General features: G+C 36.1%; 25 protein-coding genes, 2 tRNA genes and 3 rRNA genes. 5 read left to right on the top strand and 25 right to left on the bottom strand.

Going from position 1 to position 26,646, the window contains the following annotated elements; all coding sequences use genetic code 11:
* Positions 1 to 394: 394 nt before the first annotated feature.
* From PF028_RS07765 to PF028_RS06530, 9 genes are all read right to left on the bottom strand, one after another.
* Entirely contained in the window at positions 395 to 913 is a 519-nt protein-coding gene (locus tag PF028_RS07765; protein WP_270861460.1) for a ComEA family DNA-binding protein, read from the bottom strand.
* 86 nt (positions 914 to 999) lie between these two features.
* Positions 1,000 to 1,938, bottom strand: coding sequence for an NAD(P)-dependent oxidoreductase (locus PF028_RS06565; protein ID WP_270861461.1), 939 nt, complete (start codon positions 1,936 to 1,938; stop codon positions 1,000 to 1,002).
* Positions 1,939 to 1,943: 5 nt separating this feature from the next.
* The gene (locus PF028_RS06560; protein ID WP_270861462.1) at positions 1,944 to 2,972 is read right to left on the bottom strand and encodes a hypothetical protein; all 1,029 of its coding nucleotides are present in this window, start codon (positions 2,970 to 2,972) and stop codon (positions 1,944 to 1,946) included.
* A gap of 10 nt (positions 2,973 to 2,982) precedes the next feature.
* The gene (locus PF028_RS06555; RefSeq protein ID WP_270861463.1) at positions 2,983 to 3,552 is read right to left on the bottom strand and encodes a hypothetical protein; all 570 of its coding nucleotides are present in this window, start codon (positions 3,550 to 3,552) and stop codon (positions 2,983 to 2,985) included.
* Positions 3,543 to 4,157 (bottom strand): AAA family ATPase, encoded by a 615-nt coding sequence (locus PF028_RS06550; RefSeq protein WP_270861464.1) that lies wholly within the window; start codon positions 4,155 to 4,157, stop codon positions 3,543 to 3,545. The genes PF028_RS06555 and PF028_RS06550 overlap by 10 nt, the downstream gene beginning before the upstream one ends.
* A 220-nt stretch (positions 4,158 to 4,377) precedes the next feature.
* A 5S ribosomal RNA gene (gene rrf / locus PF028_RS06545) occupies positions 4,378 to 4,494 on the bottom strand.
* 267 nt (positions 4,495 to 4,761) lie between these two features.
* A 23S ribosomal RNA gene (locus PF028_RS06540) occupies positions 4,762 to 7,791 on the bottom strand.
* A gap of 430 nt (positions 7,792 to 8,221) precedes the next feature.
* Positions 8,222 to 8,297, bottom strand: a tRNA-Ala gene (locus PF028_RS06535).
* Positions 8,298 to 8,389: 92 nt separating this feature from the next.
* Positions 8,390 to 9,900 (bottom strand): 16S ribosomal RNA (locus PF028_RS06530).
* Together the 16S, 23S and 5S rRNA genes with 1 tRNA gene alongside form the textbook arrangement of a ribosomal RNA operon.
* A gap of 364 nt (positions 9,901 to 10,264) precedes the next feature.
* Between PF028_RS06530 and PF028_RS06525 the strand changes: the two genes are divergently transcribed.
* Positions 10,265 to 10,828, top strand: coding sequence for a TlpA family protein disulfide reductase (locus PF028_RS06525; RefSeq protein ID WP_270861493.1), 564 nt, complete (start codon positions 10,265 to 10,267; stop codon positions 10,826 to 10,828).
* 21 nt (positions 10,829 to 10,849) lie between these two features.
* Here PF028_RS06525 and PF028_RS06520 read toward each other — a convergent pair whose 3' ends face one another.
* Genes PF028_RS06520 through PF028_RS06510 form a run of 3 tightly spaced genes read right to left on the bottom strand, consistent with a single transcriptional unit; the run spans position 10,850 to position 12,376 of the window.
* Entirely contained in the window at positions 10,850 to 11,620 is a 771-nt protein-coding gene (locus PF028_RS06520) for a M48 family metallopeptidase (protein WP_270861492.1), read from the bottom strand.
* Positions 11,617 to 12,057, bottom strand: coding sequence for a YbjQ family protein (locus PF028_RS06515; RefSeq protein WP_270861491.1), 441 nt, complete (start codon positions 12,055 to 12,057; stop codon positions 11,617 to 11,619). The genes PF028_RS06520 and PF028_RS06515 overlap by 4 nt, the downstream gene beginning before the upstream one ends.
* A gap of 4 nt (positions 12,058 to 12,061) precedes the next feature.
* Entirely contained in the window at positions 12,062 to 12,376 is a 315-nt protein-coding gene (locus PF028_RS06510) for a YbjQ family protein (protein WP_270861490.1), read from the bottom strand.
* A 154-nt stretch (positions 12,377 to 12,530) separates the two neighbouring features.
* On the opposite strand from PF028_RS06510, the gene PF028_RS06505 reads away from it, so the two are divergent.
* The gene (locus PF028_RS06505; RefSeq protein ID WP_270861489.1) at positions 12,531 to 13,376 is read left to right on the top strand and encodes a fumarate hydratase; all 846 of its coding nucleotides are present in this window, start codon (positions 12,531 to 12,533) and stop codon (positions 13,374 to 13,376) included.
* A 10-nt stretch (positions 13,377 to 13,386) separates the two neighbouring features.
* Positions 13,387 to 13,947 carry a Fe-S-containing hydro-lyase gene (locus PF028_RS06500; RefSeq protein ID WP_270861488.1) on the top strand — a complete coding sequence of 187 codons (561 nt, stop codon included), beginning with the start codon at positions 13,387 to 13,389 and terminating at the stop codon, positions 13,945 to 13,947.
* Between the two features lie 32 nt (positions 13,948 to 13,979).
* Here the strand turns inward: PF028_RS06500 and PF028_RS06495 are convergent, their stop codons facing one another.
* The 4 genes from PF028_RS06495 to PF028_RS06480 form a co-directional block, all read right to left on the bottom strand.
* Positions 13,980 to 14,621 (bottom strand): DUF4405 domain-containing protein, encoded by a 642-nt coding sequence (locus tag PF028_RS06495; protein ID WP_270861487.1) that lies wholly within the window; start codon positions 14,619 to 14,621, stop codon positions 13,980 to 13,982.
* Positions 14,602 to 15,213 (bottom strand): flavodoxin, encoded by a 612-nt coding sequence (locus tag PF028_RS06490; RefSeq protein ID WP_270861486.1) that lies wholly within the window; start codon positions 15,211 to 15,213, stop codon positions 14,602 to 14,604. The genes PF028_RS06495 and PF028_RS06490 overlap by 20 nt, the downstream gene beginning before the upstream one ends.
* 164 nt (positions 15,214 to 15,377) lie before the next feature.
* Positions 15,378 to 16,667, bottom strand: a complete 1,290-nt coding sequence (locus PF028_RS06485) for a hemolysin family protein (RefSeq protein WP_270861495.1) — start codon at positions 16,665 to 16,667, stop codon at positions 15,378 to 15,380.
* Positions 16,668 to 16,928: 261 nt separating this feature from the next.
* Entirely contained in the window at positions 16,929 to 17,753 is an 825-nt protein-coding gene (locus tag PF028_RS06480; protein ID WP_270861485.1) for a M48 family metallopeptidase, read from the bottom strand.
* 300 nt (positions 17,754 to 18,053) lie between these two features.
* On the opposite strand from PF028_RS06480, the gene PF028_RS06475 reads away from it, so the two are divergent.
* Positions 18,054 to 19,454, top strand: coding sequence for an anaerobic C4-dicarboxylate transporter (locus PF028_RS06475; RefSeq protein WP_270861484.1), 1,401 nt, complete (start codon positions 18,054 to 18,056; stop codon positions 19,452 to 19,454).
* Between the two features lie 297 nt (positions 19,455 to 19,751).
* On the opposite strand, the gene PF028_RS06470 is transcribed toward PF028_RS06475, so the two are convergent.
* From PF028_RS06470 to PF028_RS06450, 5 genes are all read right to left on the bottom strand, one after another.
* Positions 19,752 to 21,026: a hypothetical protein gene (locus tag PF028_RS06470; RefSeq protein WP_270861483.1), complete on the bottom strand. Its 1,275-nt coding sequence runs from the start codon at positions 21,024 to 21,026 to the stop codon at positions 19,752 to 19,754.
* Between the two features lie 9 nt (positions 21,027 to 21,035).
* Positions 21,036 to 21,302, bottom strand: coding sequence for an HP0495 family protein (locus PF028_RS06465; RefSeq protein WP_270861482.1), 267 nt, complete (start codon positions 21,300 to 21,302; stop codon positions 21,036 to 21,038).
* The gene (moaC, locus tag PF028_RS06460) at positions 21,280 to 21,753 is read right to left on the bottom strand and encodes a cyclic pyranopterin monophosphate synthase MoaC (protein ID WP_270861494.1); all 474 of its coding nucleotides are present in this window, start codon (positions 21,751 to 21,753) and stop codon (positions 21,280 to 21,282) included. The genes PF028_RS06465 and moaC overlap by 23 nt, the downstream gene beginning before the upstream one ends.
* A gap of 239 nt (positions 21,754 to 21,992) precedes the next feature.
* Complete coding sequence (locus PF028_RS06455; protein WP_270861481.1) at positions 21,993 to 22,394, bottom strand: hypothetical protein; 402 nt, start codon at positions 22,392 to 22,394, stop codon at positions 21,993 to 21,995.
* Positions 22,395 to 22,763: a YegP family protein gene (locus PF028_RS06450; protein ID WP_270861480.1), complete on the bottom strand. Its 369-nt coding sequence runs from the start codon at positions 22,761 to 22,763 to the stop codon at positions 22,395 to 22,397.
* Between the two features lie 120 nt (positions 22,764 to 22,883).
* On the opposite strand from PF028_RS06450, the gene PF028_RS06445 reads away from it, so the two are divergent.
* Positions 22,884 to 23,321: a hypothetical protein gene (locus PF028_RS06445; RefSeq protein ID WP_270861479.1), complete on the top strand. Its 438-nt coding sequence runs from the start codon at positions 22,884 to 22,886 to the stop codon at positions 23,319 to 23,321.
* Between the two features lie 5 nt (positions 23,322 to 23,326).
* Here PF028_RS06445 and PF028_RS06440 read toward each other — a convergent pair.
* From PF028_RS06440 to PF028_RS06425, 4 genes are all read right to left on the bottom strand, one after another.
* Positions 23,327 to 23,414 (bottom strand) — tRNA-Ser (locus PF028_RS06440).
* A 127-nt stretch (positions 23,415 to 23,541) separates the two neighbouring features.
* Complete coding sequence (gene tkt / locus PF028_RS06435; protein WP_270861478.1) at positions 23,542 to 25,458, bottom strand: transketolase; 1,917 nt, start codon at positions 25,456 to 25,458, stop codon at positions 23,542 to 23,544.
* A gap of 2 nt (positions 25,459 to 25,460) precedes the next feature.
* Positions 25,461 to 26,312 carry a polyprenyl synthetase family protein gene (locus tag PF028_RS06430; RefSeq protein ID WP_270861477.1) on the bottom strand — a complete coding sequence of 284 codons (852 nt, stop codon included), beginning with the start codon at positions 26,310 to 26,312 and terminating at the stop codon, positions 25,461 to 25,463.
* Between the two features lie 15 nt (positions 26,313 to 26,327).
* A complete protein-coding gene (locus PF028_RS06425) occupies positions 26,328 to 26,645 on the bottom strand; it encodes a YbaB/EbfC family nucleoid-associated protein (RefSeq protein WP_270861476.1) in 318 nt (105 codons plus the stop codon).
* Between the last annotated feature and the right edge of the window lies 1 nt (position 26,646).

The following is a 26,646-nucleotide window of genomic DNA, read 5'->3' as shown; positions in this document are numbered from 1 at the left end:
TTTGATAATATAAAATAATAACTATAATCAAATTTTACAACAAAAGAGCTTACTATAAATTTAACTAATAAATTTTCACTCATAACAGTAATGAAATTAATTATCTACTTTTAAAATGGTCGTTTTTTCCAAATATCTAGCAAAACACGACGCAACCATAGTTTCGTTTGGAGGCTGAAAAATAAAGCAAATATTTTTTGCACTTTTATTTTATATTGTAAAACTAAATACTTCTTTACGCTCGTTTTGTAGCACAATAAATTTAACAAGAAATTTTACACGCTCTAACTTTTACTTATCCAAAACTTTCACACTATCGTAATGAAAATTCTAATGCAATCTTGGCAAATTTAAAGTCTGAATTTGCCAAGATTTATAAATTTATTGATAAAAATTAATCTTTTTTTGCTTTTTTAACGTTTTCTTTTACTTCGTCTTTTGCTTTATTTGCAGTTTTTTCTGATTTTTCTTTTACTTTTTTAACTTTTTCTTTTGTTTCGCTTTTAGCCTTTTTAGTGCTATCTTTTGCTTCTTTTGTCATTTCTTTGGCTTCATCTTTTGCCTTTTTGACATTTTTTTCTGTTTTTTTGGCTTTTGCTTTTGCCTTTCTTTCGGCTTTTGCTTTTTCTTTTTGGGCAACTGATTTTAAATTTGTCGTATCGGTTTCGCCACTAACGCTCAAATCATCTTTTAGCATTTCAAATCTTTTATTTCCGATACCTTTTATGTTTTTTATATCTTCAATTCTTTCAAATTTATTTGATTTTCTATATTCTATGATAGCTTCTGCTTTTCCTGCGCCAATACCCGGTAGCATCATAAGTTCTTTTTTTGTAGCTGTGTTAAGGTTTATCTGCGCAAACGCAAAGCTCGCCACCGCCGTAACTAGAACTAGAATTTTTGATAATTTCATTTTAAATCCTTTATCTGAAAATTAAAGTTAGATTCTAACTTTTAAAAGTTTAAATTTAGTTAAATTTTTATTAAAGTTAGAAATAATTATTTACAATTTTTTAAAAAATTTAAACATTTTTTCATAATATCGCTAATATATTTTTCGTGCGACATATATTCATGTGTGGCACAATGTGGCGACATAAGCACATTTGGCAATTTATGAAAATCATATTTTGATGGTAAAATTCTATCTTTTTTATCGTTTTTATTAGCCTCTTTATACCAAACATCACTAGCAAAGCCCTTTATATATCCGTTTTCTAGCAATTTAAAAAGATAATATTCATCACATATATGAGCCCTAGAAATATTTATAATATACTTATCTTTAAACATTTTTAACTTTTCTTCACACAGCAAATTCACATTTTCATCATTTAGCGGTAAAGAAATAAATACAAGATTGCATTTGTTTATTAATTCATCTAATTCATCTACAAGTTTTATTCCTTTTGGATATTTTTTACCACGATTGATAATGTAAATTTTCTTGACCATACTAGAAAGCATTTTGTAAATTTCAGAACCGATAGAGCCATATCCTAAAATACCTACATTTAAATCACCAATACTTTTCCAAAAATAATTTTTTGTATCACTATACCAAATTCCATTTTGTAAATCACTATGAAATTCGTTTATTCTGTGTAAAAGCGATAAGGCTAAGGCAATGGCGTGTTCTGCTATATTTTTTGAATTTGCATTAGAATTAAAAAATACTATGTTTCTTCTTTTTAATTCATTAACAGGTATATTCTCAAAACCACTTTTAAATATAAATAAAGCCTTTAAATTTTGCATTTTATTTAATAAATCGATACTTAAATTAGTTGTAATTAAAATATCGCATTTCATAAAAAGCACTAAATTTTCATATATTTTATTTTCAAATATAATATAAACTTCGCCGAATTTTTCTAATTTTTTTATATATTTTTGCCAAATACTATCTTCTCGTCTTAATTTTAAAACTATTTTCATTGTTTTTACCTTATTATTTTTCTTACTAAAACGCTGGTTATAATCGCCAACAATATAATGCCTATAATATTTTCGGAAGTATCAAAAATAGGTAAAATTTTTATATTATTATCTGAAATATTAAAAAAACGATTTATAGAAATTTCCAACGATTGTATAAAATTTAGTTTTGAAAAATTATTATACAAAATTGCAAAAATCACCATTACCACAATGGCACTAATTATATTGTTTGTTATTTTTATACCCCATCCAAACACTGTTTGTAAAATAGCAATATTTAAAAAACCAAAAATTTTTTTGAATATACTTTTATTTTCTTTTATATAAATTAAACTATTTAATTTTCTGATAAAACACAAGCAATTATCAGATTGAACGAAATTATTGCTATCTTTTGCTGCTAAGTAAATTGCGTTTGTAAGCATATAATTATATTTAAGAGAACTAATACTATGTTGCCTATTTTTTTCTTTAAAGGCGGAATTTATATATTCTCTTATTTGTTGATAATCAATTTTATTTGTAAAATACTTTTCTATTTTTCCATTGCTTTTTATATTAATCCTAATAAAATTTTCGCTATACAATTTGCTTATCACAGAATTTGATATTATAAAATCATCCACTTTCGAACTTTTCTTAAATTCACAACTATCACAAAACGAATTCATTTGAAAATTTAGTTTTTCTATGCAAGAATTTACGGATACAAATTTTTGAATTTCGCTTTTTTCAAATTCTATCTTTTTAGTTTTTTTACTATCTTCTATACTGAAAATTTCAATTTTACAATTATTAAAAACACTCTCTCCATCAATACTATAAAAAGAAATTTTATGAATTTCACAGTTTTCAAATTTTATTTTATTTCTGCAATTTTTAAAAATTATAAAATTTTTAAATTTACAATCTTTAAATTTGATATTATTTTTCAATTTATATATTTCTAGCTCGTCTTCAAAAATTTTATTTTCTATAATATCATTTTCAAATTTTTCAATTTTTGTTCTTAAATTTGGTAATTCTTTCATATCGATATTATTAAGATTCATCTATTTTTATAAATTTTTTTATAAGATTTGTTGTTTTAATTTGATCTGTATTTTTAATAACCAAATCAAAAGGCATCTGACGCAAAATATCTTTTAAATCATCAAATTCTTGTTCTAATGCCAAAATTCGTTTTTGCATTTCATTTTGATTTTTTTCTCTATTTATTATTCTTTCTTTTAATAGTTCTGCATTTTCACAAAGTAAAAAATGATAAATTTTCGGTGAATTTGGAATTTTAGAAATATTATCTTTTAAAATATAATAATTTTCAATTCTACCTATATGAATTATTTGATGTTTATCTATATTTTTCATAATCTCATTACGCTCAACACCATAATAATGTCCGTATCTCTCATGAAATTGCAAAAAATCGTTATTTTTTATTTTTTTCTCAAATTCCAACTTTGAAATATTATAATAAGTATCTTTTAAAATATCACTACTTTCAACACTTTTATGTTTTTTGAATGCTATAAAATTATCATCTTTTATCAAAAGTTCCGTTATAGTATCCTTTCCGCTAGCCGGCATACCACTAAAAATAATTAAAGCCATTTTATGACCTCTAAAATTGCTTCATCAAAGTTTATATCTATATCATTATTAAATATAAAAGCGCCGTATCGTTCGTCGGGAGTAATTTTTTCTATACCAGACTGATATTTATCCCAATCTTTCATCTTATTATGATCTCTAATTGCATTTCTATTATAAATTCTCTCTTTTTCTAACTCTGCATTATGTAAAATCCATATAAATCTTATATCTATCCCTAATGAAATATATTTTTCTATCTCATTTTTGAAATCATCATAATTTTGAATTTTTCCTATGAAAGGTATTGTTAAAATTACGCCTTTACCTAATTCTAAATTTTCATCACAAAGTTTAAAACTAATTTCATATTCTAAATTTCTCAAATTATTCACATAAAATTCACTCTCTCTATCATAAGGACCGGAATTGTTTTGTGTCAATACATAATCGGTATATTGCCTAGTAGCAGTATCTTTATCTATATAAACATAATCAAGCTTTTTTGCCAACTCTTTACCAAGAGTTGTCTTTCCACTACCAGCAAAGCCAGTTATGACAATAAATTGTATTTTACTATTATCTTTTTTGTCATTTTTTATTGTTTTTTTAAATAAATCAAACATATTACTTCTTTATAAATTTAAGCGTAAGGATACAAAAAAAAAAAAACGGATAGTAAATAATGCTATTAAAACAGCTGAAATAAATTAAAATGTAAAAAATTGAGAACAAAAAATAATAATAAATTTAAAAGAAAGAAAAAAAACTTCGAATAACCTCAGATTTTAAAAAAGATAAGAAATTTGAAAGAAAGACAAAAAAAAGACAAAGTATAAACAACAAAGTCCGCAACGACCTACTTTCCCCGTCCCAGTAAGGGATAGTATCATCAGCCATGATGAGCTTAGCTTCTTGGTTCGGTATGGAGCAAGGCGTTTCCTCATCTGTATAGTCACGGACAGTGTTAATTAAGGAAACTTATAAAGTTTGCTTAATTAACACTGCAAAAGTCATCAAGCTTAATAAAAATAATTTTGCTCGTAAGGATTAAATTTGATTTATTCAAATTTAAAGTTGCGAGTATTGTGAGCAAGATTTGTATGTTGTGAGTTGTGAGCGACTGAGACGCACTTTATCGTGCGTCGCAAGGAAGCGAACAACGAAACTCATACAAAGATTGCCACAAGACGAAGCAAGTTTTATCCTTAACAAGGAAGTAATGCTTAAAAAGATAAGCAAACGAGCTATTAGTACCGGTCAGCTAAATGACTTTCATCACTTACACATCCGGCCTATCAAACAGATAGTCTTTCTGAGCTCTTAAAAGAAGATTCATCTTGGAGTTGGCTTCGAGCTTAGATGCTTTCAGCTCTTATCACATCCGAACTTAGCTACTCGGCGATGCTCTTGGCAGAACAACCGATACACCAGTGGTTCGTTCGACTCGGTCCTCTCGTACTAGAGTCAACTCTCCTCAATCTTCTTACGCCCACGGCAGATAGGGACCGAACTGTCTCACGACGTTCTGAACCCAGCTCGCGTACCGCTTTAAATGGCGAACAGCCATACCCTTGGGACCTGCTCCAGCCCCAGGATGCGATGAGCCGACATCGAGGTGCCAAACCTCCCCGTCGATGTGAGCTCTTGGGGGAGATCAGCCTGTTATCCCCGGGGTACCTTTTATCCTTTGAGCGATGGCCCTTCCACACAGAACCACCGGATCACTAAGACCGACTTTCGTCTCTGCTTGACTTGTGTGTCTCGCAGTTAAGCTGGCTTATGCCTTTATACTCTACAAGCGATTTCCAACCGCTTTGAGCCAACCTTTGTAAGCCTCCGTTACATTTTGGGAGGCGACCGCCCCAGTCAAACTACCCACCAGACATTGTCCTACCTGAGGATATACTCAGGCTAGTTAGCTACCCAAATAAAGAAGAGTGGTATCTCAACAATGGCTCACCATAAACCGGGGTCTATGGATCAAAGCCTCCCACCTATCCTGCGCATCTTTATCCAAGTAGCAGTGTCAAGCTATAGTAAAGGTCCACGGGGTCTTTCCGTCTTGCCGCGGGTAGGAGGAATTTTCACCTCCACTACAATTTCACTGGATCCCTCTTTGAGACAGCTCCCATCTCGTTACGCCATTCATGCAGGTCGGTATTTAACCGACAAGGAATTTCGCTACCTTAGGACCGTTATAGTTACGGCCGCCGTTTACTCGGGCTTCGATCAGATGCTTCGCAAAAGCTGACATCATCAATTAACCTTCGAGCACCGGGCAGGCGTCACACCCTATACATCCAATTGCTTGTTAGCAGAGTGCTGTGTTTATGGTAAACAGTCGGGAGGGACTCTTTGTTGTAACCTTCTTTGCTTACGGAGTAAATCCTTAACAAAGTTAGGCACACCTTATACCGAAGATACGGTGCTATTTTGCAGAGTTCCTTAAAGAGAGTTCTTCCACGCGCCTTAGAATACTCATCCCACCCACCTGTGTCGGTTTACGGTACGGGCAATATTAGCTAAACTTAGAAACTTTTCTTGGCTCGATAGTATCAAGGATTCTCCATCTACTCCGAAGAGCGTCAAGAGCCTTTAATGTCTCGGATAAAGAGTTACGGATTTGCCTATAACTCAACCTACACACTTAGACCAGCACTTCCATCAGCTGGCTCCCCTAACTTTAAGCGTCCTTCCATCGCACACTAATATTGGTATCGGAATATTAACCGATTTTCCATCGCATACCCCTTTCGGACTTTGCTTAGGACCCGACTAACCCTACGATGACGAGCATCGCGTAGGAAACCTTGGGTTTACGGCGAATATGATTCTCACATATTTTATCGCTACTCATGCCTGCATGCTCACTTCTATCCGCTCCACCACTCCTTGCCGGTATGGCTTCGACGCTGAATAGAACGCTCTCCTACCGCTTGCACACAATTTAACTCTCTTAATTTTATCCTTGAATTATTTTAAAACTTTTTTGCTTATGCAAAAACCGCTAACGCTAGTTTTAAATATAATTTCTATTAAATTTAGTCAAATTTAAAAGAACTAAATTGTGTGCAAACCTACGACTTCGGTACTTATTTTAGCCCCGTTATATTTTCCGCGCAGAATCACTAGACCAGTGAGCTATTACGCTATCTTTAAAGGATGGCTGCTTCTAAGCCAACCTCCTGGTTGTTTCAGTAACTCCACATCGTTTTCCACTTAAATAAGATTTAGGGACCTTAGTCGGTAGTCCGGGTTGTTCCCCTCTTGACGACGGATTTTATCACTCGCCGCCTGACTGCTGTGATTACATTATAAGTATTCGGAGTTTGATAGGGTTTGGTACATTGGTGTATGCCCTAGCCCATTCAGTGCTCTACCCCTTATAATTACGACACAACGCTATACCTCGATATATTTCGGAGAGAACCAGCTATCACGATGTTTGATTGGCCTTTCACCCCTATCCACAAGTCATCCGGAGCTTTTTCAACAGCCGTCGGTTCGGTCCTCCACCGGTTCTTACACCGGTTTCAACCTGCTCATGGATAGATCACATCGTTTCGGGTCTGCAGCATCTGACTTAGCGCCCTATTAAGACTCGCTTTCGCTACGGCTCCGGGTTTCCTTAACCTTGCCAGATACCACAACTCGCAGGCTCATTATGCAAAAGGCAGTCCATCACCCTGATAAATCATAGGGCTCTGAATGATTGTAAGCAAACGGTTTCAGGTTCTATTTCACTCTGATCACCTCAGTTCTTTTCACCTTTCCCTCACGGTACTTGTGCACTATCGGTCTAGTAGTAGTATTTAGGGTTGGATAGTGGTCTACCCGGCTTCAGACAGGATTTCGCGTGTCCCGCCCTACTCAGGATACTGCTAAGTAAAAAGGAGATTTCGCATACGGGATTATCACCCTCTATGATTAAACTTTCCAGTTTATTCTGCTATCTGCTTTTAGTCTTTTATGCAGTCCTACAACCCCACTAGCAAGCTAGTGGTTTGCCCTCTTACGCTTTCGCTCGCCGCTACTAGCGTAATCTCTTTTGATTTCTTTTCCTGAGGGTACTAAGATGTTTCAATTCCCCTCGTTCGCTCCCGTAGGTAGTTAATATTACTATTAACTGGGTTGCCCCATTCGGAAATTCCCGGATCAAAGCCCCTTGACGGCTCCCCGAGACTTATCGCAGCCTGGCACGTCCTTCATCGCCTCTACTAGCCAAGGCATCCACCGTTTGCTCTTAGTAGCTTACCTTTTTTTACTTCATAATAAAATGAAGTATTAGACTATGTTAATATTCTAATTTGCATTACTTCCTTGTTAAAGATAAAAGATTTAATTTATAAATTTAAATTTAGTTAAATTTGCTTTTACAATATTTAATTTATTTGATTAAGACGGAAAGAGATTAAAATTATAAAGTAAGTTAGGCTTTATAATCGTGTTATTAATCTTAGCGTTTAAATTTGGATAACAAATAAATTTAAAAGCTTGGCTTTCATCAAATATAATTAAAGCTTTAACAAGATCCTGTAAAATCGTTTTTATTAAAACTTGATTGTGACTTTTAACAATGGTAAATTAAAGAACATTAAGCCATAAAAGACTTAAATAGAAAGTTTAAATTCGCAACTTCCTATTTAAGTCTTTAAAACTATCTTTTGATTTTAAATTTGAGATTAAATGGTGGAGAATAGCGGGATCGAACCGCTGACCTCCTGCGTGCAAAGCAGGCGCTCTCCCAGCTGAGCTAATTCCCCATTTCAAATTTAGTGTCAATCCCTCAAACCTAAACAAGGACGATTGAGTTTATGATGAATATCTTGTGAGAGAATATTCATTTGTACTCTAGAAAGGAGGTGATCCAACCGCAGGTTCTCCTACGGTTACCTTGTTACGACTTCACCCCAGTCGCTGATTCCACTGTGGACGGTAGCTAGTTTAGCATTCCGGCTTCGAGTGAAATCAACTCCCATGGTGTGACGGGCGGTGAGTACAAGACCCGGGAACGTATTCACCGTAGCATGGCTGATCTACGATTACTAGCGATTCCGGCTTCATGCTCTCGAGTTGCAGAGAACAATCCGAACTGGGACATATTTTATAGATTTGCTCCATCTCGCGATATTGCGTCTCATTGTATATGCCATTGTAGCACGTGTGTCGCCCTAGGCATAAGGGCCATGATGACTTGACGTCGTCCACACCTTCCTCCTCCTTACGAAGGCAGTCTATTTAGAGTGCTCGGCCGAACCGTTAGCAACTAAATACGTGGGTTGCGCTCGTTGCGGGACTTAACCCAACATCTCACGACACGAGCTGACGACAGCCGTGCAGCACCTGTCTCAACATTCTAGCAAGCTAGCACTCTCTTATCTCTAAGAGATTTGTTGGATATCAAGCCTAGGTAAGGTTCTTCGCGTATCTTCGAATTAAACCACATGCTCCACCGCTTGTGCGGGTCCCCGTCTATTCCTTTGAGTTTTAATCTTGCGACCGTACTCCCCAGGCGGTATACTTAATCCGTTAGGTGGATTACTGCCATGACTAGCATAGCAACAACCAGTATACATCGTTTAGGGCGTGGACTACCAGGGTATCTAATCCTGTTTGCTCCCCACGCTTTCACGCATTAGCGTCAGTTAAGTTCCAGTAGATCGCCTTCGCAATGGGTATTCTTCTTGATCTCTACGGATTTTACCCCTACACCAAGAATTCCATCTACCTCTCCCTTACTCTAGATTACCAGTTTCCCAAGCAGTTTAACGGTTAAGCCGTTAGATTTCACAAGAGACTTGATAATCCGCCTACGCGTCCTTTACGCCCAGTGATTCCGAGTAACGCTTGCACCCTCCGTATTACCGCGGCTGCTGGCACGGAGTTAGCCGGTGCTTATTCGTTAGGTACCGTCAGTGTTCTTCCCTAACAAAAGGAGTTTACGCTCCGAAAAGTGTCATCCTCCACGCGGCGTTGCTGCTTCAGGGTTTCCCCCATTGAGCAATATTCCCTACTGCTGCCTCCCGTAGGAGTCTGGACCGTGTCTCAGTTCCAGTGTGACTGATCATCCTCTCAGACCAGTTATGCGTCATAGCCTTGGTAAGCCATTACCTTACCAACTAGCTGATACAATATAGTCTCATCCTACACCGAAAAACTTTCCCGACTTAACTTGTGTTAAGAAGGAGTATGGAGTATTAGCAGTCATTTCTAACTGTTGTCCTCCAGTGTAGGGCAGATTAACTATACATTACTCACCCGTGCGCCACTAACTCATAAGAGCAAGCTCTTACTTGTCCGTTCGACTTGCATGTATTAGGCACGCCGCCAGCGTTCACTCTGAGCCAGGATCAAACTCTCCATAAAAAATGTATCAAAGATAAAAAGAAACTTTTTATCTTTTAACTTCAATTTATGAAGTTTTTAATCTAAAAACTTAATTGTTTGTAACTTTTAAATTTGACAATTATAAAAATTGCCTTTGGCTCAATCGATCACTTGTTTAGATTTCAAAGATTGACTAAAAGATAGTTTAACAATACTAATTTAAAAAACGCTTTTTAACAAAAACAAAATCTAGGATTTAGTCCGAGAAGGTTGTTTCCGTGAAAAGGAAATGTGATTATATATGAGGGTTGCTTAAAGACAGCTTAATAAATGGCTAAATTTTTAAAATTTTTACAAAATTTATAAAAAATGCTAAAATAATGCAAAAAATTTGGAGAAAAATATGAATATAACAAAAATTTTAATCATTTTTGCTGTGGTTTTTGCAGTCGCAGTTTATAAATCTAATACAAATAAATCAAACGGTAAAGGAAATTCGGCTCACTATATAAATTCTATCTCCCAAAACGACACCTTGGGCGACAATGTAGTGCTAAATTTAGATAGCGGGAAACAAATTTCTTTGCAAAAAAGCAAAGACGGCTTTACTATGCAAAATAACAACCAGCCTACGCTATTTGTGTTTTTTGCGACTTGGTGTCCGTCGTGTAAGAAAAGCGTTCCTTTTTATTTAAGCTTACAGAAAAAATGTTCAAATTTACGCATTGTCGGTGCTTTATTAGAAGACAAAGAACGAAGTGTTATCCAAAAATACAAAAAAACGCTAAACATTAATTATGAAATCACGCAAAGTGGTGCAAGAGCGTTAGAAAGAGCAAACGGCGGAGTAAATGCCATACCTAGTTTGCTACTTTTAGATAAAAACGGTATTACCAAACATAGCGGAGTTCTAACCCCGCAAAATATGCAAAATTTCTTATCATCAATAGATAAAATTTGCGGATAGTTGCTCTTTTAATAGAATTTATTAGTTCAAATTTAATTTTTTCGTTTCTCCGAAGCTAAATTTAGAATTTCGTATCATCTCTATGCGTTTTTGAAGCTTCGGGTGGGAGCTAAAAAGATTTGAAATCATATTTTCATCGCCGTCTTTTGCCATACTTACAAAAAATTCGTCCGCCCCACCGACATGCCCGTAGTAGCAATTTAGCACTTCAAGCGCACTTTTATCGGCTGCACTTTCTTGGTCTTGTGAATATTTACTAAATCCTAAATTTTGGATTAAATTTAGCAGAGCATTGCTTTCGCCAAGACTAGCAGAAATCACACCAAATACCAAATTTATAGCAGTTCCACGCAAATGGTCGCGGTTTTTAAAATGTGAAAGTTCGTGCGCTAGAATAAAAACTAGCCCGTTTTCGCTTTTTATATGCGAAAAAAGTTCGCTAGTTACGACGACATCGCCACCGATTTTAGCGTAGGCATTTGGGATTTTATTATCTTCTATATGAATTTGCAAATCGTATTTTATGTCAGCGCAAGGTTTGATTTTATCGACTAAAATTTGCAAATTTTTATCTTTTTGAGTGAGTTTTTCAGCTGGAATTTTTGATGAGAAAATTCTGTGTTCAGTCTCTTCTGGGATAAATTTAACCACGAAATTTACTAAAATTTGCAAAACAAAAACCAAAACAATAATCCCGGCAACCGCCCCTAGCGTAAGTGCAAGAAAATTTTTTATATGATTTTCTTTGCTTATATTTTCATCGCTTTCGGTATATCGTGGTTCGTAGTTCATTTTTTATAATAAATCGCCGTAGCATAAGCAAAAACTTCGATCGAGCCGACACTTTTTGTATTTTTTGTTATCGACGCTGTTTCGATGCGTAAATTCATAAATTCATCAGCCGTCGGAGCCGATTCTTTTAAACGCAAAACCGCCTCTCTTCTAGCACGATCAAGCAGACTTTCATACGGCACGACCTTGCCGCCAAAAATATTTATAACACTTGCGTAAATTCGCTTAAAATAATCCACCGAAACAACAACGCTTCCTTGCACGAGCGCTGAATTTACAACCTCATCGCTTCGCATAGGAAATTTTTTATTTGTTGTCGGAATTCGTAAAAATTTAAGCTCGCGTTTTTTAATCGATTTGTAGTGATTAGCTTCTGCGGCACTTCCGAAAAAATACCCCAAAGCCAAAAGCACTAAAAATATGATAATATCGCTCATAAAACTACCTTACGACCACTGCCGTGCCATAAACATAAATTTCAGCCGCACCCGCTGCAATCGACGAAGTAGCATAGCGAACATTTACGATTGCGTTTGCGCCAAGTCTTTGCGCTTGGGCTATCATACGATTTGTGGCTTCTTTACGCGAATCTTCTAAAAGCTCGGTGTAGCCTTTTAGTTCGCCACCAAAAACATTTTTTAGCCCTGCCATCATATCTCGTCCGATATGTTTAGCTCTAATCGTGCTTCCTGAAACCACGCCAAAAACGCTTTGAATTTCCTTTCCCGGCACGGTTTCTGTATTTACCAAAATCATTTTTGTCCTTTAAATTTAAATAAGCAAAATGGTAGCATAAATTTATTTAAATTTAAATGCAAATTTAAAAAATTCTCAAATTTAAACTTTTAAGTGTGTGCTAAATTGTTAAAAGTTATAATACAAATGTTAAAAAATTTTTTAGGAGATGAGTATGAGAACAATTCAAGCAGAAGAAATCTCTAAAACAGTCGCTGAGCTTTGTAAAAAAGCTTGTTATGTCGTTACGCCTGATATGAGAAAGGCGTTTGAAAAGGCGCGTGAGAGCGAAGTTTCGCCTATCGGAAAAGATATTATCGGAAAGCTTTTACAAAATGCCGACATTGCCGCAAAAGGCGTAACGCCGATTTGCCAAGATACGGGCATGGCGGTAGTTTTTGTAGAAGTCGGACAAGATGTGCATATCGAAGGCGGATATATCGAAGATGCTATCAATGAAGGTGTAAAAAACGGCTATGTCGATAACTATCTTAGAAAATCAGTCGTGGCTGAGCCTTTGTTTGAGCGAAAAAATACCACAAACAACACTCCTGCGGTTATAAATTTACGCATTGTGCCTGGGGAAAAAATCAAAATCACAGTCGCTCCAAAAGGCTTTGGTAGTGAAAATAAATCGATTTTAAAAATGCTAGTTCCGGCTGACGGCGTTGAAGGCGTAAAAAAGGTATTCCTTGAAGCCGTCAAATACGCAGGACCAAACGCCTGTCCTCCTATGGTTGTGGGCGTTGGAATCGGCGGAACAATGGATAAAGTCGCACTTTTAGCAAAAAAAGCTGCCGTTAGATCAGTCGATAGTAGAAATCCTGATGAAAGATACGCAAAACTTGAAGATGAACTACTAGAAATGGCTCGTGCCACAGGCGTAGGACCGCAAGGGCTAGGCGGCATAAATACTGCCGTTAAAGTAAATGTCGAGTGGTATCCAACCCACATAGCAGGGCTTCCTGTGGCGATAAACATCAACTGCCACGCAGCAAGACACGCTAGTGCCGAAATTTAAGGAGATAATCATGTCAGAAGTAAAAAGAATAACCGCACCGTTTAATAAAGAAGTCGCAAAAAGCCTAAAAGCCGGAGATAATGTGCTAATCTCAGGCACAATCATAGCAGCCCGCGATGCCGCCCACAAAGTTTTGACCGAAACTTTGGCTCGTGGAGAGAAACTACCTGTAAATTTAGCAGGAGAGACGATTTATTATCTTGGGCCAAGCCCTGCTAAACCGGGAAATGTAATCGGCGCAGCAGGTCCTACGACAAGCGGCAGAATGGACAAATACACCCCTACAATGATAAACGAAGTCGGCATTAACGGCATGATCGGCAAAGGTTATAGAAGCGAAGCCGTCGTTGAAGCGATGAAAAAATCAGGCTGCGTTTATATGGTAGCCATAGGTGGTGCTGGCTCACTCATCAGCCAAAGCATAAAATCTTATGAGGTCCTAGCCTACCCGGAACTTGGTCCAGAAGCCGTCGCAAGACTAGTGGTAGAAGATTTCCCTGCGATTGTGGCGATTGACTGCGACGGAAATAATTTCTACGAAACAGGTCAAGCACCATACAAAAAAATCTAAATTTAAAAAACCAAAGCGAAATTCGCTTTGGTTTATCTTTTAAAACTAAAAACTCTCACCGCAAAAATAATCGCACCAAAAATCGCCAAATATTCGCAAATGCTTAGTATTAGCGAATTTTTATTTTCAAGCCCAAAGCCTACTTTAAAAAACAGATATTCATAAAAATGCAAATCAACAAATGAGTAAATTCCAAAAGATAAAAGCGCCAAAAATAGAGCAAATTTGACGAATTTATTAAATTTTATGCTCTTTAAATTTGCTAAAATTTTTAAATTTAAGCCGATATGGATACTTGCGAGTAAAAATAACAAATGCGTAGCAAACATGTGGATATTTTTTGCGCTGTCTGAGCCAAATCCAAAATCGGCAAACGCAAAAATATATTCAGAGAGAAAAACAGCACTCACAAAAGTCGCACACAGCGTAAATAAAAGCGTCAAATTTAAAATGCTTCTAAAAAATTTTCTATTAAATTTAGCAAGATTTTTTCGTCTAAAAAATGCGTGAGTTAGAGCAAAAATCACAATGATTAAGCCCAAAATTTCATGCACAAATTCGCCGATTTTTTTGTAATTCATGCTCAAAATAAGGCACAAAATCGCCGTCAAATAAAAAAATCTAGCGTATTTTTTCATCATAAATTTGCAAAATTTAGTTATTAATCTTATCAAACCACGCTTTTAGCTCTTTTTTCGCCTTTTCGCGTTCGTTTTGTGCGACAGCACCCCTAATGCTAAAATATCCCAAAACTTTGTTTTTTGTCGTTTTCTCGACCGAATTTACCGTCCTATCTAAGCCGCTTCCTTCGTGTGTGTTGAAGACAAAAATCGGTTTGCCTTGCAAATTCACGCTTTCTAAAAATGTAAAAACACCCATCGGCAAATCGCCCCACCAAGTCGGAAAGCCCAAAAATATGGCGTCATAATTAGCAATATCATCACCAAATGGCTTAATCTCAGGACGAGCACTTCGTTTTTGTTCGCTTTTTGCGTAATCAATGGCTTCTTGATAGCCTTTTGCGTAAGGCTTTAAAGTTTCGATTTTAAATAGTTTTCCGCCACTAAATTCAGCCAAAAATTCAGCTAAAATCTCTGTGTTGCCTTTTTCTATATAGCCTACCTGATAATTCTCATCAGCCCTAGAAAAATACGCGATCAAAATCTTTTTATCGCTCATATTAAAGCTTTGCGAAACCTTCGTGTCGGCGGCATTTCCCGCACACCCAAAAAAAATCATCACAAAAAAAATCAAAATTTTCTTCATCGTTTTTCCTTGTTTTAAATTTGATTCTAAACAAAGAAATTATATAAAAAAGATGAAAAAATCAGTAGAACGATTCTCCAAATTCATTGCCCAATTCTACAAAATTTAACAAGTCGAAATAAAATTTGCAAATTTTAAAAAATTACGATAAAAAAACTTTAAATTTAGTCGTTTTGTGTCTTATTTTCATCTTTTAGGCTGACTTTTACCGAACCGATTGTCGTGCCGTCCATTTTAAGCACTTCATAAATGCAGTTTTCATCTTCGATGACATCACCGACAACCGGCAAACGACCAAGTAGGTTAAAGACATAACCGCCTATGGTTAGTTGTTCGGTTTCATCATCAAAGGCTATTTCCATTAGCTCTTCAACACTTTCGATCTCAAAGCGACCTTTGAATTCGTAAGATTTATCATCAAGTTTTTTATAAGCCAAATTTTTATCATCGTGCTCGTCGTTTATCTCGCCAAAAATCTCTTCGATAATGTCTTCCATAGTAAGAAGCCCTGCCGTACCGCCGTATTCATCGATGACAAGGGCGGCTGAAATTCGCTCTTTATTCATCATCGGCAAAATTTTTGAAATCGGGCTATTTTCGGGAACTATTATTATTTTTCGCACGATTTTATCAAAATTTTTCTCGCCACTATGTTGCAAAATATCCCTGATATGGATAAGCCCTAGCACATTATCCTTGCTTCCGTCGATATAAGGAAAGCGAGTAAATTTGCTATCTATCATAATTTTATAATTTTCTTCATAGCTTTTTTGCTTATTTAGACAAATCAAATCTTTCCTAGGCGTCATTATCTCTTTTGCCACCGTATCGCCGAATTCAACGGCATTTTTGATGATTTCAGTCTCTAAGGAATCCAAAACTCCGCCTTTAAGGCTTTCGCTTGCTATGATTTTTATCTCTTCTTCGGAGTGCGCTACTTCGCTATCTTTGACGGCACGAATTCCAAAAAGTCTAACCACGCTTGAAGCGATAAAATCAAACGCCTTAATCGCAGGCAGGCACAAAACCCAAAAATAATACAGCGGTCTAGCAATCCAAAGCACGATTTTTTCGGATTTTGCGATAGCGATTAGCTTTGGAGCCTGTTCGCCTAAGACAATATGCAAAATCGTAATAACGCTAAAAGCGATAACAACGCTAATAGTATGCACAGCAGTAGTGCTAAAACCATAAGCACTAAGCGGTTCTTTTAAAAGTCTTGCGACAGCAGGTTCGCCTATCCAACCAAGTGCTAGCGAAGCAAGAGTAATGCCGATTTGACAAGCGCTTAAATATGTATCGATTGAATTTGTCATTTTTAGCGCAAGTTTTGCATTACTTACCTTATCTTTAACCATTTCTTCGAGTTTTGAGCGACGAACTTTAACAAGAGCAAATTCAGATAAAACAAAAAAAGCATTTAAAAAAATTAAAACAAAAGCGAGTAAAAGCATAAAGACCGAATGATCCGTGTCCAAAATTTAATCCTTAAATTTAAAAAATAAAAGCAAATTATATCAAAAATTTTGTAAATAAAAAAATTTAAATTTGCGTTGATTGCGACAGCACCGAGTTTTTGAGCCAAATTTGAATATGGAAATTTGCATTAAAATTTGCTAAATTTAAGTGAAATTTAATGAAATATTATAAATTTTGCAATCAAAAAAGGCTTTAAATTTATGCAAATTTACACAAATTTAAAGCCGTAAATTTAACTACTTTTTAGCAGTTTTTGTTGATTTTTTTGTCGCTTCATACAAAGGCATAACCTTTGGAATAGCCTTATTTAACTCTTGAATTCGTGTTTCATTTGACGGGTGAGTTGATAAAAATTGCGGTGTGCTACCCTCGCTTAATAGGCTCATCTTTTTCCATACATTTACAGCTGCATTTGGATCGTATCCTGCTCTTGCCATTAGTTCAAGTCCCATCAAATCGGCTTCGCTCTCGTGGCTTCTTGAAAACGGCAAAGATATGGTGTAGTGAGCCGCCATATTAACCGCGGCAGTTCCTAGATCACCAAGTCCTGCTGCTTGGCTAACTGCAAAAATTCCTACATTTTTAAGTTGATCTTGTGAAGCCTGTTCCCTGCTGTGTTCTCTTAAAGCATGAGCAATCTCATGTCCGATAACGGCTGCCAACTCGGCATCGGTTAGTTTAAGCGAATTTATAATGCCCGTATAAACGGCGATTTTGCCTCCGGGCATACACCAGGCATTAACCGTTTTATCATTGATTACATTTACTTCCCAATTCCATTTTAACGCATCAGGTCTAAAAACTCCGACTTGATTTATAAGTTTATTTGAAATTGTTTTCACTCTTTGTGTTTGTTTTTTGTCTGTATTTAGCGTTTTTGAAGCGTTTGCTTTTTTCAAAGTATCGGCATACGCCAAAGTAGCACTTTGATTCATCGCTTCTTCACTCACCACCAAAAGCTGAGTTCTGTTTGCGCCTACAACGCCACCTTGCGTGGTGCTAGCACAACCTGAAAAAATAACACCTATAAAAATAGAAACCAATAAAACCAATTTTTTCATACTATTCTCCTTGTGAAAATTTCATAAAATTCTATCATTTAACAACTTCAATCAGACTTAATCAAATTTGCTAATTTTATCTTAAATTTGGTAATGTTTTGCAAAATTATTAAATTTTTTCTTAATCTATATAAGCAATATTTTGATAATATTTTTGCAAATATGTCCAAATTTAGGAGATAATTTAAGTCTTAAATGATTAAATAAATTTAAATTTTTCATCGTTTATTGTAAATTTTAATTAAATTTTAAATAGCAAAGCTATAAAATAAAAATTAAGTTCAATAGAAAGGAACAACAATGAGTTTTTTAACTGAATTGAGCCAAGGAACACAATTTGCACTTCAATTGTTGATAGTGCTTGGTTGTTTGTTTTACGGCGCTAGAAAGGGCGGTATAGCCCTTGGTTTGCTAGGCGGTATCGGTCTTTTGGTAATGGTATTTTTATTCCATATCCAACCAGGAAAACCTGCGATTACCGTTATGTTGGTTATTCTTGCGGTTGTTGTTGCAAGTGCGACACTACAAGCAAGCGGCGGTTTGGACTGTATGTTGCAAATAGCCGAAAGAGTTTTGCGAAAGCATCCAAAATATGTAAGCATTTTAGCCGGTTTTGTAACCTGCACCCTAACCGTTCTTTGTGGAACAGGACATGTTGTTTATACCGTTTTGCCTATCATCTACGATGTTGCGATTAAAAACAATATTCGCCCTGAGCGTCCTATGGCAGCAGGTTCTGTTTCAGCGCAAATGGGCATTATCGCAAGTCCGGTTTCAGTTGCCGTTGTGTCGCTAACTGCATTTTTACTTGCAGCCGAGACAAAATTACCAAATTTTGACGGATATTTGGATTTATTAAAAATCACTTTCCCATCTACATATTGTGGTGTTTTAGCAATCGGTCTATTTAGTATGTTTAGGGGCAAAGACTTGGAAAAAGATGAAGAATTCCAAGAAAAGATGAAAGATCCTGAATTTAGACACTATGTTTATGGCGAAAACGAAGGCGCTTCGCTACTTGGCGTAAAACTAGAAAAACAAAAATGGGTTGCTATGTGGATTTTCTTAGGCATTATCGTTGTTGTTGCTGTTTTGGGTTATTTTAAAGAACTTCGCCCTGCATGGCCAAGTGCAAAAGATCCTGCTAAATTATCTCCTATGAGCATGACAGATGTTATCCAACTATTTATGCTACTAGCCGGTGCGCTTATTATCATCTTTACAAAAACAGATGCAAACAAAATCAGCAGAAACGAAATTTTCCGCTCAGGTATGATTGCTTTGGTTGCCGTTTTTGGAATTTCATGGATGGCAGATACTATGTTTGCAGTTCATACAAAAATGTTTAAAGAAGCGCTTGGTGGCGTAGTTCAAGCTCACCCTTGGACCTATGCTGTTATGCTTTTATTGATTTCAAAATTTGTTAATTCACAAGCTGCGGCTTTGGCTGCGTTTGTTCCGATTGCACTAGGTATCGGCGTAAGTCCGGGCGTTATTGCTGCGTTTGCACCTGCTTGCTATGGTTATTATATCCTTCCTACATACCCAAGTGACCTTGCGGCTATCCAATTTGACCGCACAGGCACGACCCACATAGGAAAATTTGTAATCAACCACAGCTTTATATTCCCAGGATTAATCGGCGTATTTACTTCATGCGTTGTAGGTTATATTCTAGCCGGAGTTTATGGCTATCTATAATAGTTAATTCGGAAGCAAATTTATTGCTTCCGAAATTCCCCATATCGACTAGATTAATTATTTAAATTTCTCTGTTCCATCACTCACTACCGACTCAGGTAGCTTCGCTTGAAACAGAGAAATTTAAATAATTACTATACCCACTCTGTCTTGAATACTTTTATAAAATTAACCAAATTTCTAAATCATCGGCATTTGTATATCTAATTTAAATTGAAATCATCTACGAAATCACTTGCATACGCATTTTAAATTTGACGGCAAATTTGAAAATGCCGTCAAATTAGTAATTAAAGATTATTTATTTTCGTCTTTTTTATCTTCGCCTGTTTTTTTAGTTTTTAGCGAATTTTTCGCAGCTTCAAAGGCTCTTGCGCCAAATTCTTTGGCTTTTTCGTTGAAGTTTTTTGCCGTGTCTGAGTTTTTAAATTCGTTAAATTTTTCACCCAATTTTTTCTCAAAATCCAAAAATTCTTTTTTAATGTCATTAAATTTTTCATCTAAATCCAAATTTTCGATAAATTTAGAACTTTTTTCATTGAATTCTTTTTTAAGCTCTTCAAATTTTTCATTGCCGATTTTTGCGATTTCTTTGTATTTGCTTTCCAAATCAAGCTCTTCGATTTTTGCATTTATTTGATCTGAAAGCTCGGTTGAAATTTTCTTAAATTTACCCGCATATCCGCTAAATTCGTCATCTAAAACCTTTTGCAACGCACTTTTTGCAGGTTCGTCTGCTTTGGCATGAAACTCTTTTAAAAGTGCGCTAAATTCGTTCTGAATGTGCGGAATTTCACTTCTTGTATCTTCTAAATTCGCCACCACCTCATCGGGCGCAAAGTTTAGATTGTCTTTAAATTTTTCGATTGATTTTAAAATTCCGTCGTTTGCTCCACTAACGGCACCGCAAATTAGCTCACTAGCGTAAATTTTACTCTCATTTGCTACTAAAATCGCCCTTGAAACAACGATTTTAGCAATCTGCAAAATGCGAGATTTTTTAAATTCGCCATCATTTATCGACATAAAAACGATATTTTTCGCCACTTCGTGCGCAGTTTCTTTTATATCCAAACCATTTTCGATAACCGAAATAAAGGCAAGTTCAGAGCTTTCTTTTAAAATGCCTTTCATATCAAGTTCGTTTATCAAAACATCGTTTAAGATACCTAAAATTTCATCTTTTTTGTCAAATTTGCCGTCTTTAACCGAATTTTCTATCGCTTCAAAGCCGCTCGAAACGGCGTTTTTCATCTCGGCTCGTTGAGCAAAAATTTGTTTTTTTAGTTTGTCGGCTTCGTAAATCAGCTTAAATAAATACTGCTCTTCTTCATCACAAATCGCCTTTTTAAGCCCCAAAAGAACAGCTTTTACGCTTTTTTCGTCCAAAATTTCAAGCTTTTTTAAATCTGCGCAAAATTTACTAAAAAGCGAACTTGCTTTTTTATTTTTCGCTTCTCTATCAAGCCCACGAAATGCCCTTAAACTCTCATCAAACGCCAAATTTTCAATGCTTTGACTAAGCTCAGCGGAACCTAATTTTTCTTTTAGGTTATCAAAAAATTTACTCATCACACTCCCCTATAATACAAATTTGAAATTTGCTCTTAATTTATCAAAAATCTCAACTCTTTTTTCATCACTATCAACCAACACAGCGACATTAAAACTACTAAATTTTCCGCCGTTTGAAAAATTTGAAAACGAAATTTTATACTCTTCGCCCTTTAAAAGCTCTTCGATATGCGCTCTTTCGTGCCTGATAGTCTCTAAAATCACTTTGTATTGCCAAAAATTTGGATACTCTATCTTTGGTTTTTTACCATTAACATCGCAAATACTCGCCACTTTTGCCTCCGCTCTTGCTTTCTAGTCTAATTTCAGAAATTTCCATTGATTTATCGATTGCTTTTACCATATCGTAAATCGTTAAAAGTCCCACGCTAACGCCTGTTAGCGCTTCCATTTCAACACCTGTTTTGCCAAAAATTTTAACCGTTACAAAAAGTCTAAACGCACAAATTTCGCTTAACTCTTCAATGTCTGTTTTAACCGAATTTATAAAAAGCGGGTGCGTCATCGGGATTAATTCGCTTGTTTTTTTTGCTCCCATTATGGCTGCAACCACCGCCGTTTGCAAAACAGGACCTTTTTTTGCGGTATTATTTCGCACCGCTTCAAATGCCTCGCGGCTCATTTTTATAACCCCGCTAGCTGTTGCGACTCGCTTAGTTTCGGCTTTTTCGCCCACATCAACCATTTTTGGCATATTATTTTCATCTAAATGTGTTAGCATAATTTTTCCTTGTTTTAAAAAGACGATTATAGCAAATTTAATAAAATTAAGGGTAAAAATAAAAAAACCCGAGCCGTTGGAAGAGCTCGGGTCAATACAAAAAGGAGGTTTTTATCTTGTCGGACAACGGAATAATAATATCTTTTTTTAAATTTGCAATCAATTTTTATTAAATAAAATATAACGAGATAAGAATTTTTATAATTTAGAGCTTGTGCGGAAAAAATTCCGCACAAATTTTGTTATTTTAGACCTTTTAGAAGTGCGCCAAGCATTCCAAGATCTAATCCGCCTGAGTTTTGTTGTTGAGCGTTTTGTTTATTTCCGCCCAAAAAGTTACTAGCAAGTCCCGGTAAATCAGCCAAATCTAGCTTTCCGTCGCCGTTAGTATCAAATTTAGCAACCGCAAGTCTTGCTATAAGTGAATTAAAATCAATGCCGGAAGCTTTATCGACTGCGTTTGCTTGTTTTTGACCTAAAAAATTTGCACCGATTCCTGCTATAATCGCATTTAGCGTATCAGGATTCATATTTGAACCCAAAAATTTTTGAACGAAATTTTCAGGTTGTTTTTCGAATTTATCGACATTTTTTTGGCTTTGTTGCAAAGCTGAAACCAATTTTAACAAATCATTTATTTCCATTTATTTCTCCTTTTTTACAGTCGCTTTTACGACTTCTTTTGCAATCATTTCTACAACTTTTTTGCAGTCGCTTTTTTGTTTGAAATCTTCGCTAACAGCGATGATTTGACCATTTCGCGCAGTTAATCTAAATCTAAATTTACCGGCTTTATCCTCGTAAATTTGGAATTTAGGGTGCGTTAAGGCTTCGCCTTTTTCGGTTAAGTCTTCGACTTTGTTCAAAGCGGCATTTTTCTTTACACTTTCGATGCCGTTTTTGCAGCCGTCTAAACTTTTATAGACTTCAGAAGTGCAAACAGTATGTCCGTTTGTGCTGATAAAATCGAACTTGCAGCCGTCTTTGGCTGGTTTGATTAAAAAGTGAGCCATTTTTTATCCTTTCAGAAAAAATTTCTATTATTTTAGCAAATTTAAATTAATTAGTTGTATTAAAATTAAAAAATAAATTTATTTTTTTCGCTATAATCGCCAAAAAAATTTGGAGTTGGTATGAGATTGAAAATTTGCATTTTTTGTCTAATTTGTGCGTTATTTTTTGGTTGTGATGACGGCGGATCTGCATTTGGTAGCAGTGAAAAATTATCCCCGCTTCCTTGCGATTTAAATTCGCAAATTTGCGAAAAAGAATTTAACGCCACAAAAGTTAAATTTGAAATCTCGCCAAAACCGATTTTGGCAATGGAAAAACACATTTTAAAAATTTCAAATTTAAACGCAAATTTCAAAAATCCTGAAATCGTCTTTAAAGGCGTAAATATGTATATGGGCGACATCGCTTCGCCTTTACAAAAAGACGAAAATGGCGAATTTAGGGCAAATTTTATGCTAAGTTTTTGCACCACTAGCGTTATGCGTTATCGTGCTGAAATCTATGACAATAAAGAACCAACCGGATATTTCATCGAATTTGATGTGATTAAAAGATAAAAATATGGCAGACAGGAAGGGATTTGAACCCTCGAAAGCTTTCACTTTACACGCGTTCCAGGCGTGCTCCTTAAACCACTCGGACACCTGTCTATGAAATAAAAAATATCAAATTTGATAAAATTTAATCTGAAATTTGCCAAATTTAGTGAAAATTTAATAAATTTAGCAAATTTAAAAAGCGTAAATTCGCTAAATTTGCAAATTTACGCCAAATTTTTTATGAATTTAAAAGCTCTTTTGCTATTTTAGCGACATTGACATCGCTAAAACCAAAGAGCTTAAACAGCTCGTTTGCGTTTCCGCTCTCGCCAAAACTCTTCATGCCAAGCACTTCATCGGCAAATTTATACCATTCCAAGCCACTAGCTGCTTCGACGGCTAAGACTTTTGTATTTTTGTTAAAAACTCTATCTAAATAGCTCTTTTCTTGCTTACACAAAAGCTCAAAACAAGGTGCGCTAACGACATTTGCTTCTATATCTTCGCTTTGTAAAATATCGGCAGCCTTCAAACAAAGCGAGACTTCGCTACCGCTTGCAACAAGCGTGATTTTAGCGTTTTCTCTTTCTTTTACGAGATAAGCGCCGCCTTTAACGCTTCCAAAAACTGCTTTCGGCAAGCACTCTAAGCCTTGGCGAGAGCAAACAAACGCGCAAGGACTTCCCAAATTTAGGGCTTCCTTCCAGCACTCCACATTTTCATTTCCATCCGCTGGGCGAAATGTGTAGAAATTCGGCATTGACCTAAAAGTTGCTAGTTGTTCGATAGGTTCATGTGTTGGCCCGTCTTCGCCAACGCCGATACTATCGTGTGTAAAAATAAAATAATGGCGTAAATTCATAAGTGCAGCAAGCCTTGCTCCACATTTTAGATAATCACTAAAAATGAAAAATGTCGCCGAAAACGGCACAAAAAGCCCATATCTAGCAATCGCGTTATTTATCGCCGCCATTGCGTGTTCGCGAATTCCAAAGTGCAAATTTTTTCCGTTTGGAAAATCGCCCATATCTTTAAGCTCAGTTTTATTTGAAGCAGCCAAATCGGCACTTCCGCCTAGGAAACTTGGCACAGACGCAGCGATTGCATTTAAAATTTTGCCGTTGCTGTCCCTTGTGGCGACCTTTTGACCGCTAAAATCAGGGAAAGCTACCTTGCTAAAATCAGGATTTAAAAGCGAATTTAGTAAATTTTTCTTTTCATCGCTTAGTTTTGCAACCTTTTCGTTCCAAAGTTTTTCTTCTAAATCGCCCTTTTCAACGGCACTTCGTGTCTCAAAAAGCACATCTTCATCAACCACAAATGTTTTATCAGGGTCAAATTTAAGCTCAGCCTTTGCTCTTTTTATCAAATCTTCGCCAAGCGGCGCACCATGCGTTTTATGGCTTCCTTCAAGCTCTAACGCACCTTTGCCGATAGTCGTATTTGCGATGATTAAGTATGGTTTTTCTTTATTTTTAGTTTCATCTAGCACGAATTCGATTTGATCAAAATTATGTCCGTCAATGCGCGCCACTTCAAAACCTTGCGCTTCAAAACGCACCTTAACATCTTCGTCCCACGCGATGTCTGTGCTTCCGTCGATTGTGATTTTGTTGCTATCATAAATTATGACTAAATTGTCTAAGTTATGGCGACCGGCTAACGCACAGGCTTCGTAGCTAATGCCCTCTTCTAAATCGCCGTCCCCGCAAAGGCAGTAAATTTTATGATCGATTATTTCGTTATTTTCTTCATTTAGCAAATTTGCAGCGTATTTTGCCGCCATAGCAAAGCCAACGGCATTTGCTACGCCTTGACCAAGTGGTCCTGTTGCGATTTCAACGCCGTCGGTGGTAATTTCAGGGTGTCCGGGCGTTTTTGAGTGGAGTTGTCTAAAATTCTTTAAATCGTCCAAATCAAGGTCGTATCCACTTAAATACAAATAGCTATACACCAAAGCACTTGCATGACCACCTGAAAATACGATTCTATCGCGGTTTAGCCACTTTGGATTTTTTGGATTGTGCTTGATTTTACTCATTAAGACACTCATCACATCGCTTAGCCCCATTGGGGTGCCCGGATGCCCTGAGTTTGCCTTTTGAATCATATCGGCACTTAAAAACTTAATGGTGTTTGAAATTTTGCTTCGCATATTTATCCTTTTAAATATTTTTCTATTAAATTTGATATTAAATTCACTAAATTTTCATCATAATTTTGCAAATTTTCGCTTATTTGGGCGATGATTTTTTCTTTGTAGGCTTTTGAGCGTTCAATGCCGATTAAATTTACAAATGAATTTTTAAATTCGTCGTGATTTACAGGCTTTCCTGCTTCTTCGCTGGTTGCGGTTGCATCGATTAAATCATCTTGAATTTGAAAAGCTAGTCCTATTTTTAGCCCGATTTTATATAGCTCTTTGGCTTTTTCATCACTAAGTCCTGCGATAATCGCACCAAGCTCCAAACTAGCTGCGATTAGTGCGCCTGTTTTTCGTAAATGCAAGAATTCTAATTTATCAAGTTCGAGCGTAGTTTTTTCAAAAAAGCAATCAAGCGCTTGGCCCAGCACCATACCTGCCGAACCTGCGTTGTGGGCTAGAATTCGCACACATTTTACTTTGATTTCATCGCTTAAATTCGCATTTGCTATGCGCAAAAAAGCGTCCGAATTTAGCGCGTCCCCGACCAAAATAGCCGTAACTTCGTCATATTTTTTATGAATCGTAGGAATTCCGCGACGAAAATCAGCATTATCCATGCTTGGCAAATCATCATGTATTAGCGAATATGAGTGAATCATCTCTAATGCCATCGCAACTGCCATTGCATCGTTAAATTTGCTCTTATCGACGGCATTAACTACGCCTAAGAGAAGCTGAGCGCGAAAATGTTTGCCACCTGCTAAAAGCATATAATTTAACGCCTCTTCAAAATACGGGTGATAGCTTTTGCATTTTGTTAAATTCTGCTTTAAATAATCCTTGAAACACTCTAAAATATTCATTTTTGCACCTTAAATTTACAAACCAAAATTCCCTAAATTCCCAAGCCCTAGCATTTGTGCTGCTGTTTGTTTTTTCTCATTTTCTATGAGTTTAACGGCGTCGTTCATCGCAGAAATGAGCAAAATTTGCAAACTCTCTTTGTCTTCAAACAAGCTATCGTCGATATTTAAATCCATTACTTCGCCGTTGCCGTTGATTTTGATAGCGACTAAACCGCCGCCTGATTTGACCGAGTATTCTTTATTTGCATTGGCTTCTTCGATTTCTTTTGCCTTTTTTTGCATTTCTTCGACCATTTCGCCCATTTTTGAAAAATCAAACCCTTCAAACATC

The sequence above is a fragment of the Campylobacter sp. CN_NE2 genome (assembly GCF_027797465.1).
Lineage (GTDB): Bacteria > Campylobacterota > Campylobacteria > Campylobacterales > Campylobacteraceae > Campylobacter_B.
This window is presented reverse-complemented; position numbering and strand designations above follow the sequence as displayed.

What these genes read in the sequence shown, in the direction of transcription:
- PF028_RS06520 (WP_270861492.1), bottom strand. Translation starts at nt 11,620, where the DNA reads ATGAACTACGAACCACGATATACCGAAAGCGATGAAAATATAAGCAAA.
- PF028_RS06550 (WP_270861464.1), bottom strand. Translation starts at nt 4,157, where the DNA reads ATGTTTGATTTATTTAAAAAAACAATAAAAAATGACAAAAAAGATAAT.
- PF028_RS06430 (WP_270861477.1), bottom strand. Translation starts at nt 26,312, where the DNA reads ATGAATATTTTAGAGTGTTTCAAGGATTATTTAAAGCAGAATTTAACA.
- PF028_RS06505 (WP_270861489.1), top strand. Translation starts at nt 12,531, where the DNA reads ATGAGAACAATTCAAGCAGAAGAAATCTCTAAAACAGTCGCTGAGCTT.
- PF028_RS06470 (WP_270861483.1), bottom strand. Translation starts at nt 21,026, where the DNA reads ATGAGTAAATTTTTTGATAACCTAAAAGAAAAATTAGGTTCCGCTGAG.
- PF028_RS06555 (WP_270861463.1), bottom strand. Translation starts at nt 3,552, where the DNA reads ATGGCTTTAATTATTTTTAGTGGTATGCCGGCTAGCGGAAAGGATACT.
- PF028_RS06515 (WP_270861491.1), bottom strand. Translation starts at nt 12,057, where the DNA reads ATGAGCGATATTATCATATTTTTAGTGCTTTTGGCTTTGGGGTATTTT.
- PF028_RS06560 (WP_270861462.1), bottom strand. Translation starts at nt 2,972, where the DNA reads ATGAAAGAATTACCAAATTTAAGAACAAAAATTGAAAAATTTGAAAAT.
- tkt (WP_270861478.1), bottom strand. Translation starts at nt 25,458, where the DNA reads ATGCGAAGCAAAATTTCAAACACCATTAAGTTTTTAAGTGCCGATATG.
- PF028_RS06500 (WP_270861488.1), top strand. Translation starts at nt 13,387, where the DNA reads ATGTCAGAAGTAAAAAGAATAACCGCACCGTTTAATAAAGAAGTCGCA.
- PF028_RS06425 (WP_270861476.1), bottom strand. Translation starts at nt 26,645, where the DNA reads ATGTTTGAAGGGTTTGATTTTTCAAAAATGGGCGAAATGGTCGAAGAA.
- PF028_RS06450 (WP_270861480.1), bottom strand. Translation starts at nt 22,763, where the DNA reads ATGGCTCACTTTTTAATCAAACCAGCCAAAGACGGCTGCAAGTTCGAT.
- PF028_RS06455 (WP_270861481.1), bottom strand. Translation starts at nt 22,394, where the DNA reads ATGGAAATAAATGATTTGTTAAAATTGGTTTCAGCTTTGCAACAAAGC.
- PF028_RS06490 (WP_270861486.1), bottom strand. Translation starts at nt 15,213, where the DNA reads ATGAAGAAAATTTTGATTTTTTTTGTGATGATTTTTTTTGGGTGTGCG.
- PF028_RS06475 (WP_270861484.1), top strand. Translation starts at nt 18,054, where the DNA reads ATGAGTTTTTTAACTGAATTGAGCCAAGGAACACAATTTGCACTTCAA.
- PF028_RS06485 (WP_270861495.1), bottom strand. Translation starts at nt 16,667, where the DNA reads ATGCTTTTACTCGCTTTTGTTTTAATTTTTTTAAATGCTTTTTTTGTT.
- PF028_RS06480 (WP_270861485.1), bottom strand. Translation starts at nt 17,753, where the DNA reads ATGAAAAAATTGGTTTTATTGGTTTCTATTTTTATAGGTGTTATTTTT.
- PF028_RS06525 (WP_270861493.1), top strand. Translation starts at nt 10,265, where the DNA reads ATGAATATAACAAAAATTTTAATCATTTTTGCTGTGGTTTTTGCAGTC.
- PF028_RS06510 (WP_270861490.1), bottom strand. Translation starts at nt 12,376, where the DNA reads ATGATTTTGGTAAATACAGAAACCGTGCCGGGAAAGGAAATTCAAAGC.
- PF028_RS06565 (WP_270861461.1), bottom strand. Translation starts at nt 1,938, where the DNA reads ATGAAAATAGTTTTAAAATTAAGACGAGAAGATAGTATTTGGCAAAAA.
- PF028_RS06445 (WP_270861479.1), top strand. Translation starts at nt 22,884, where the DNA reads ATGAGATTGAAAATTTGCATTTTTTGTCTAATTTGTGCGTTATTTTTT.
- PF028_RS07765 (WP_270861460.1), bottom strand. Translation starts at nt 913, where the DNA reads ATGAAATTATCAAAAATTCTAGTTCTAGTTACGGCGGTGGCGAGCTTT.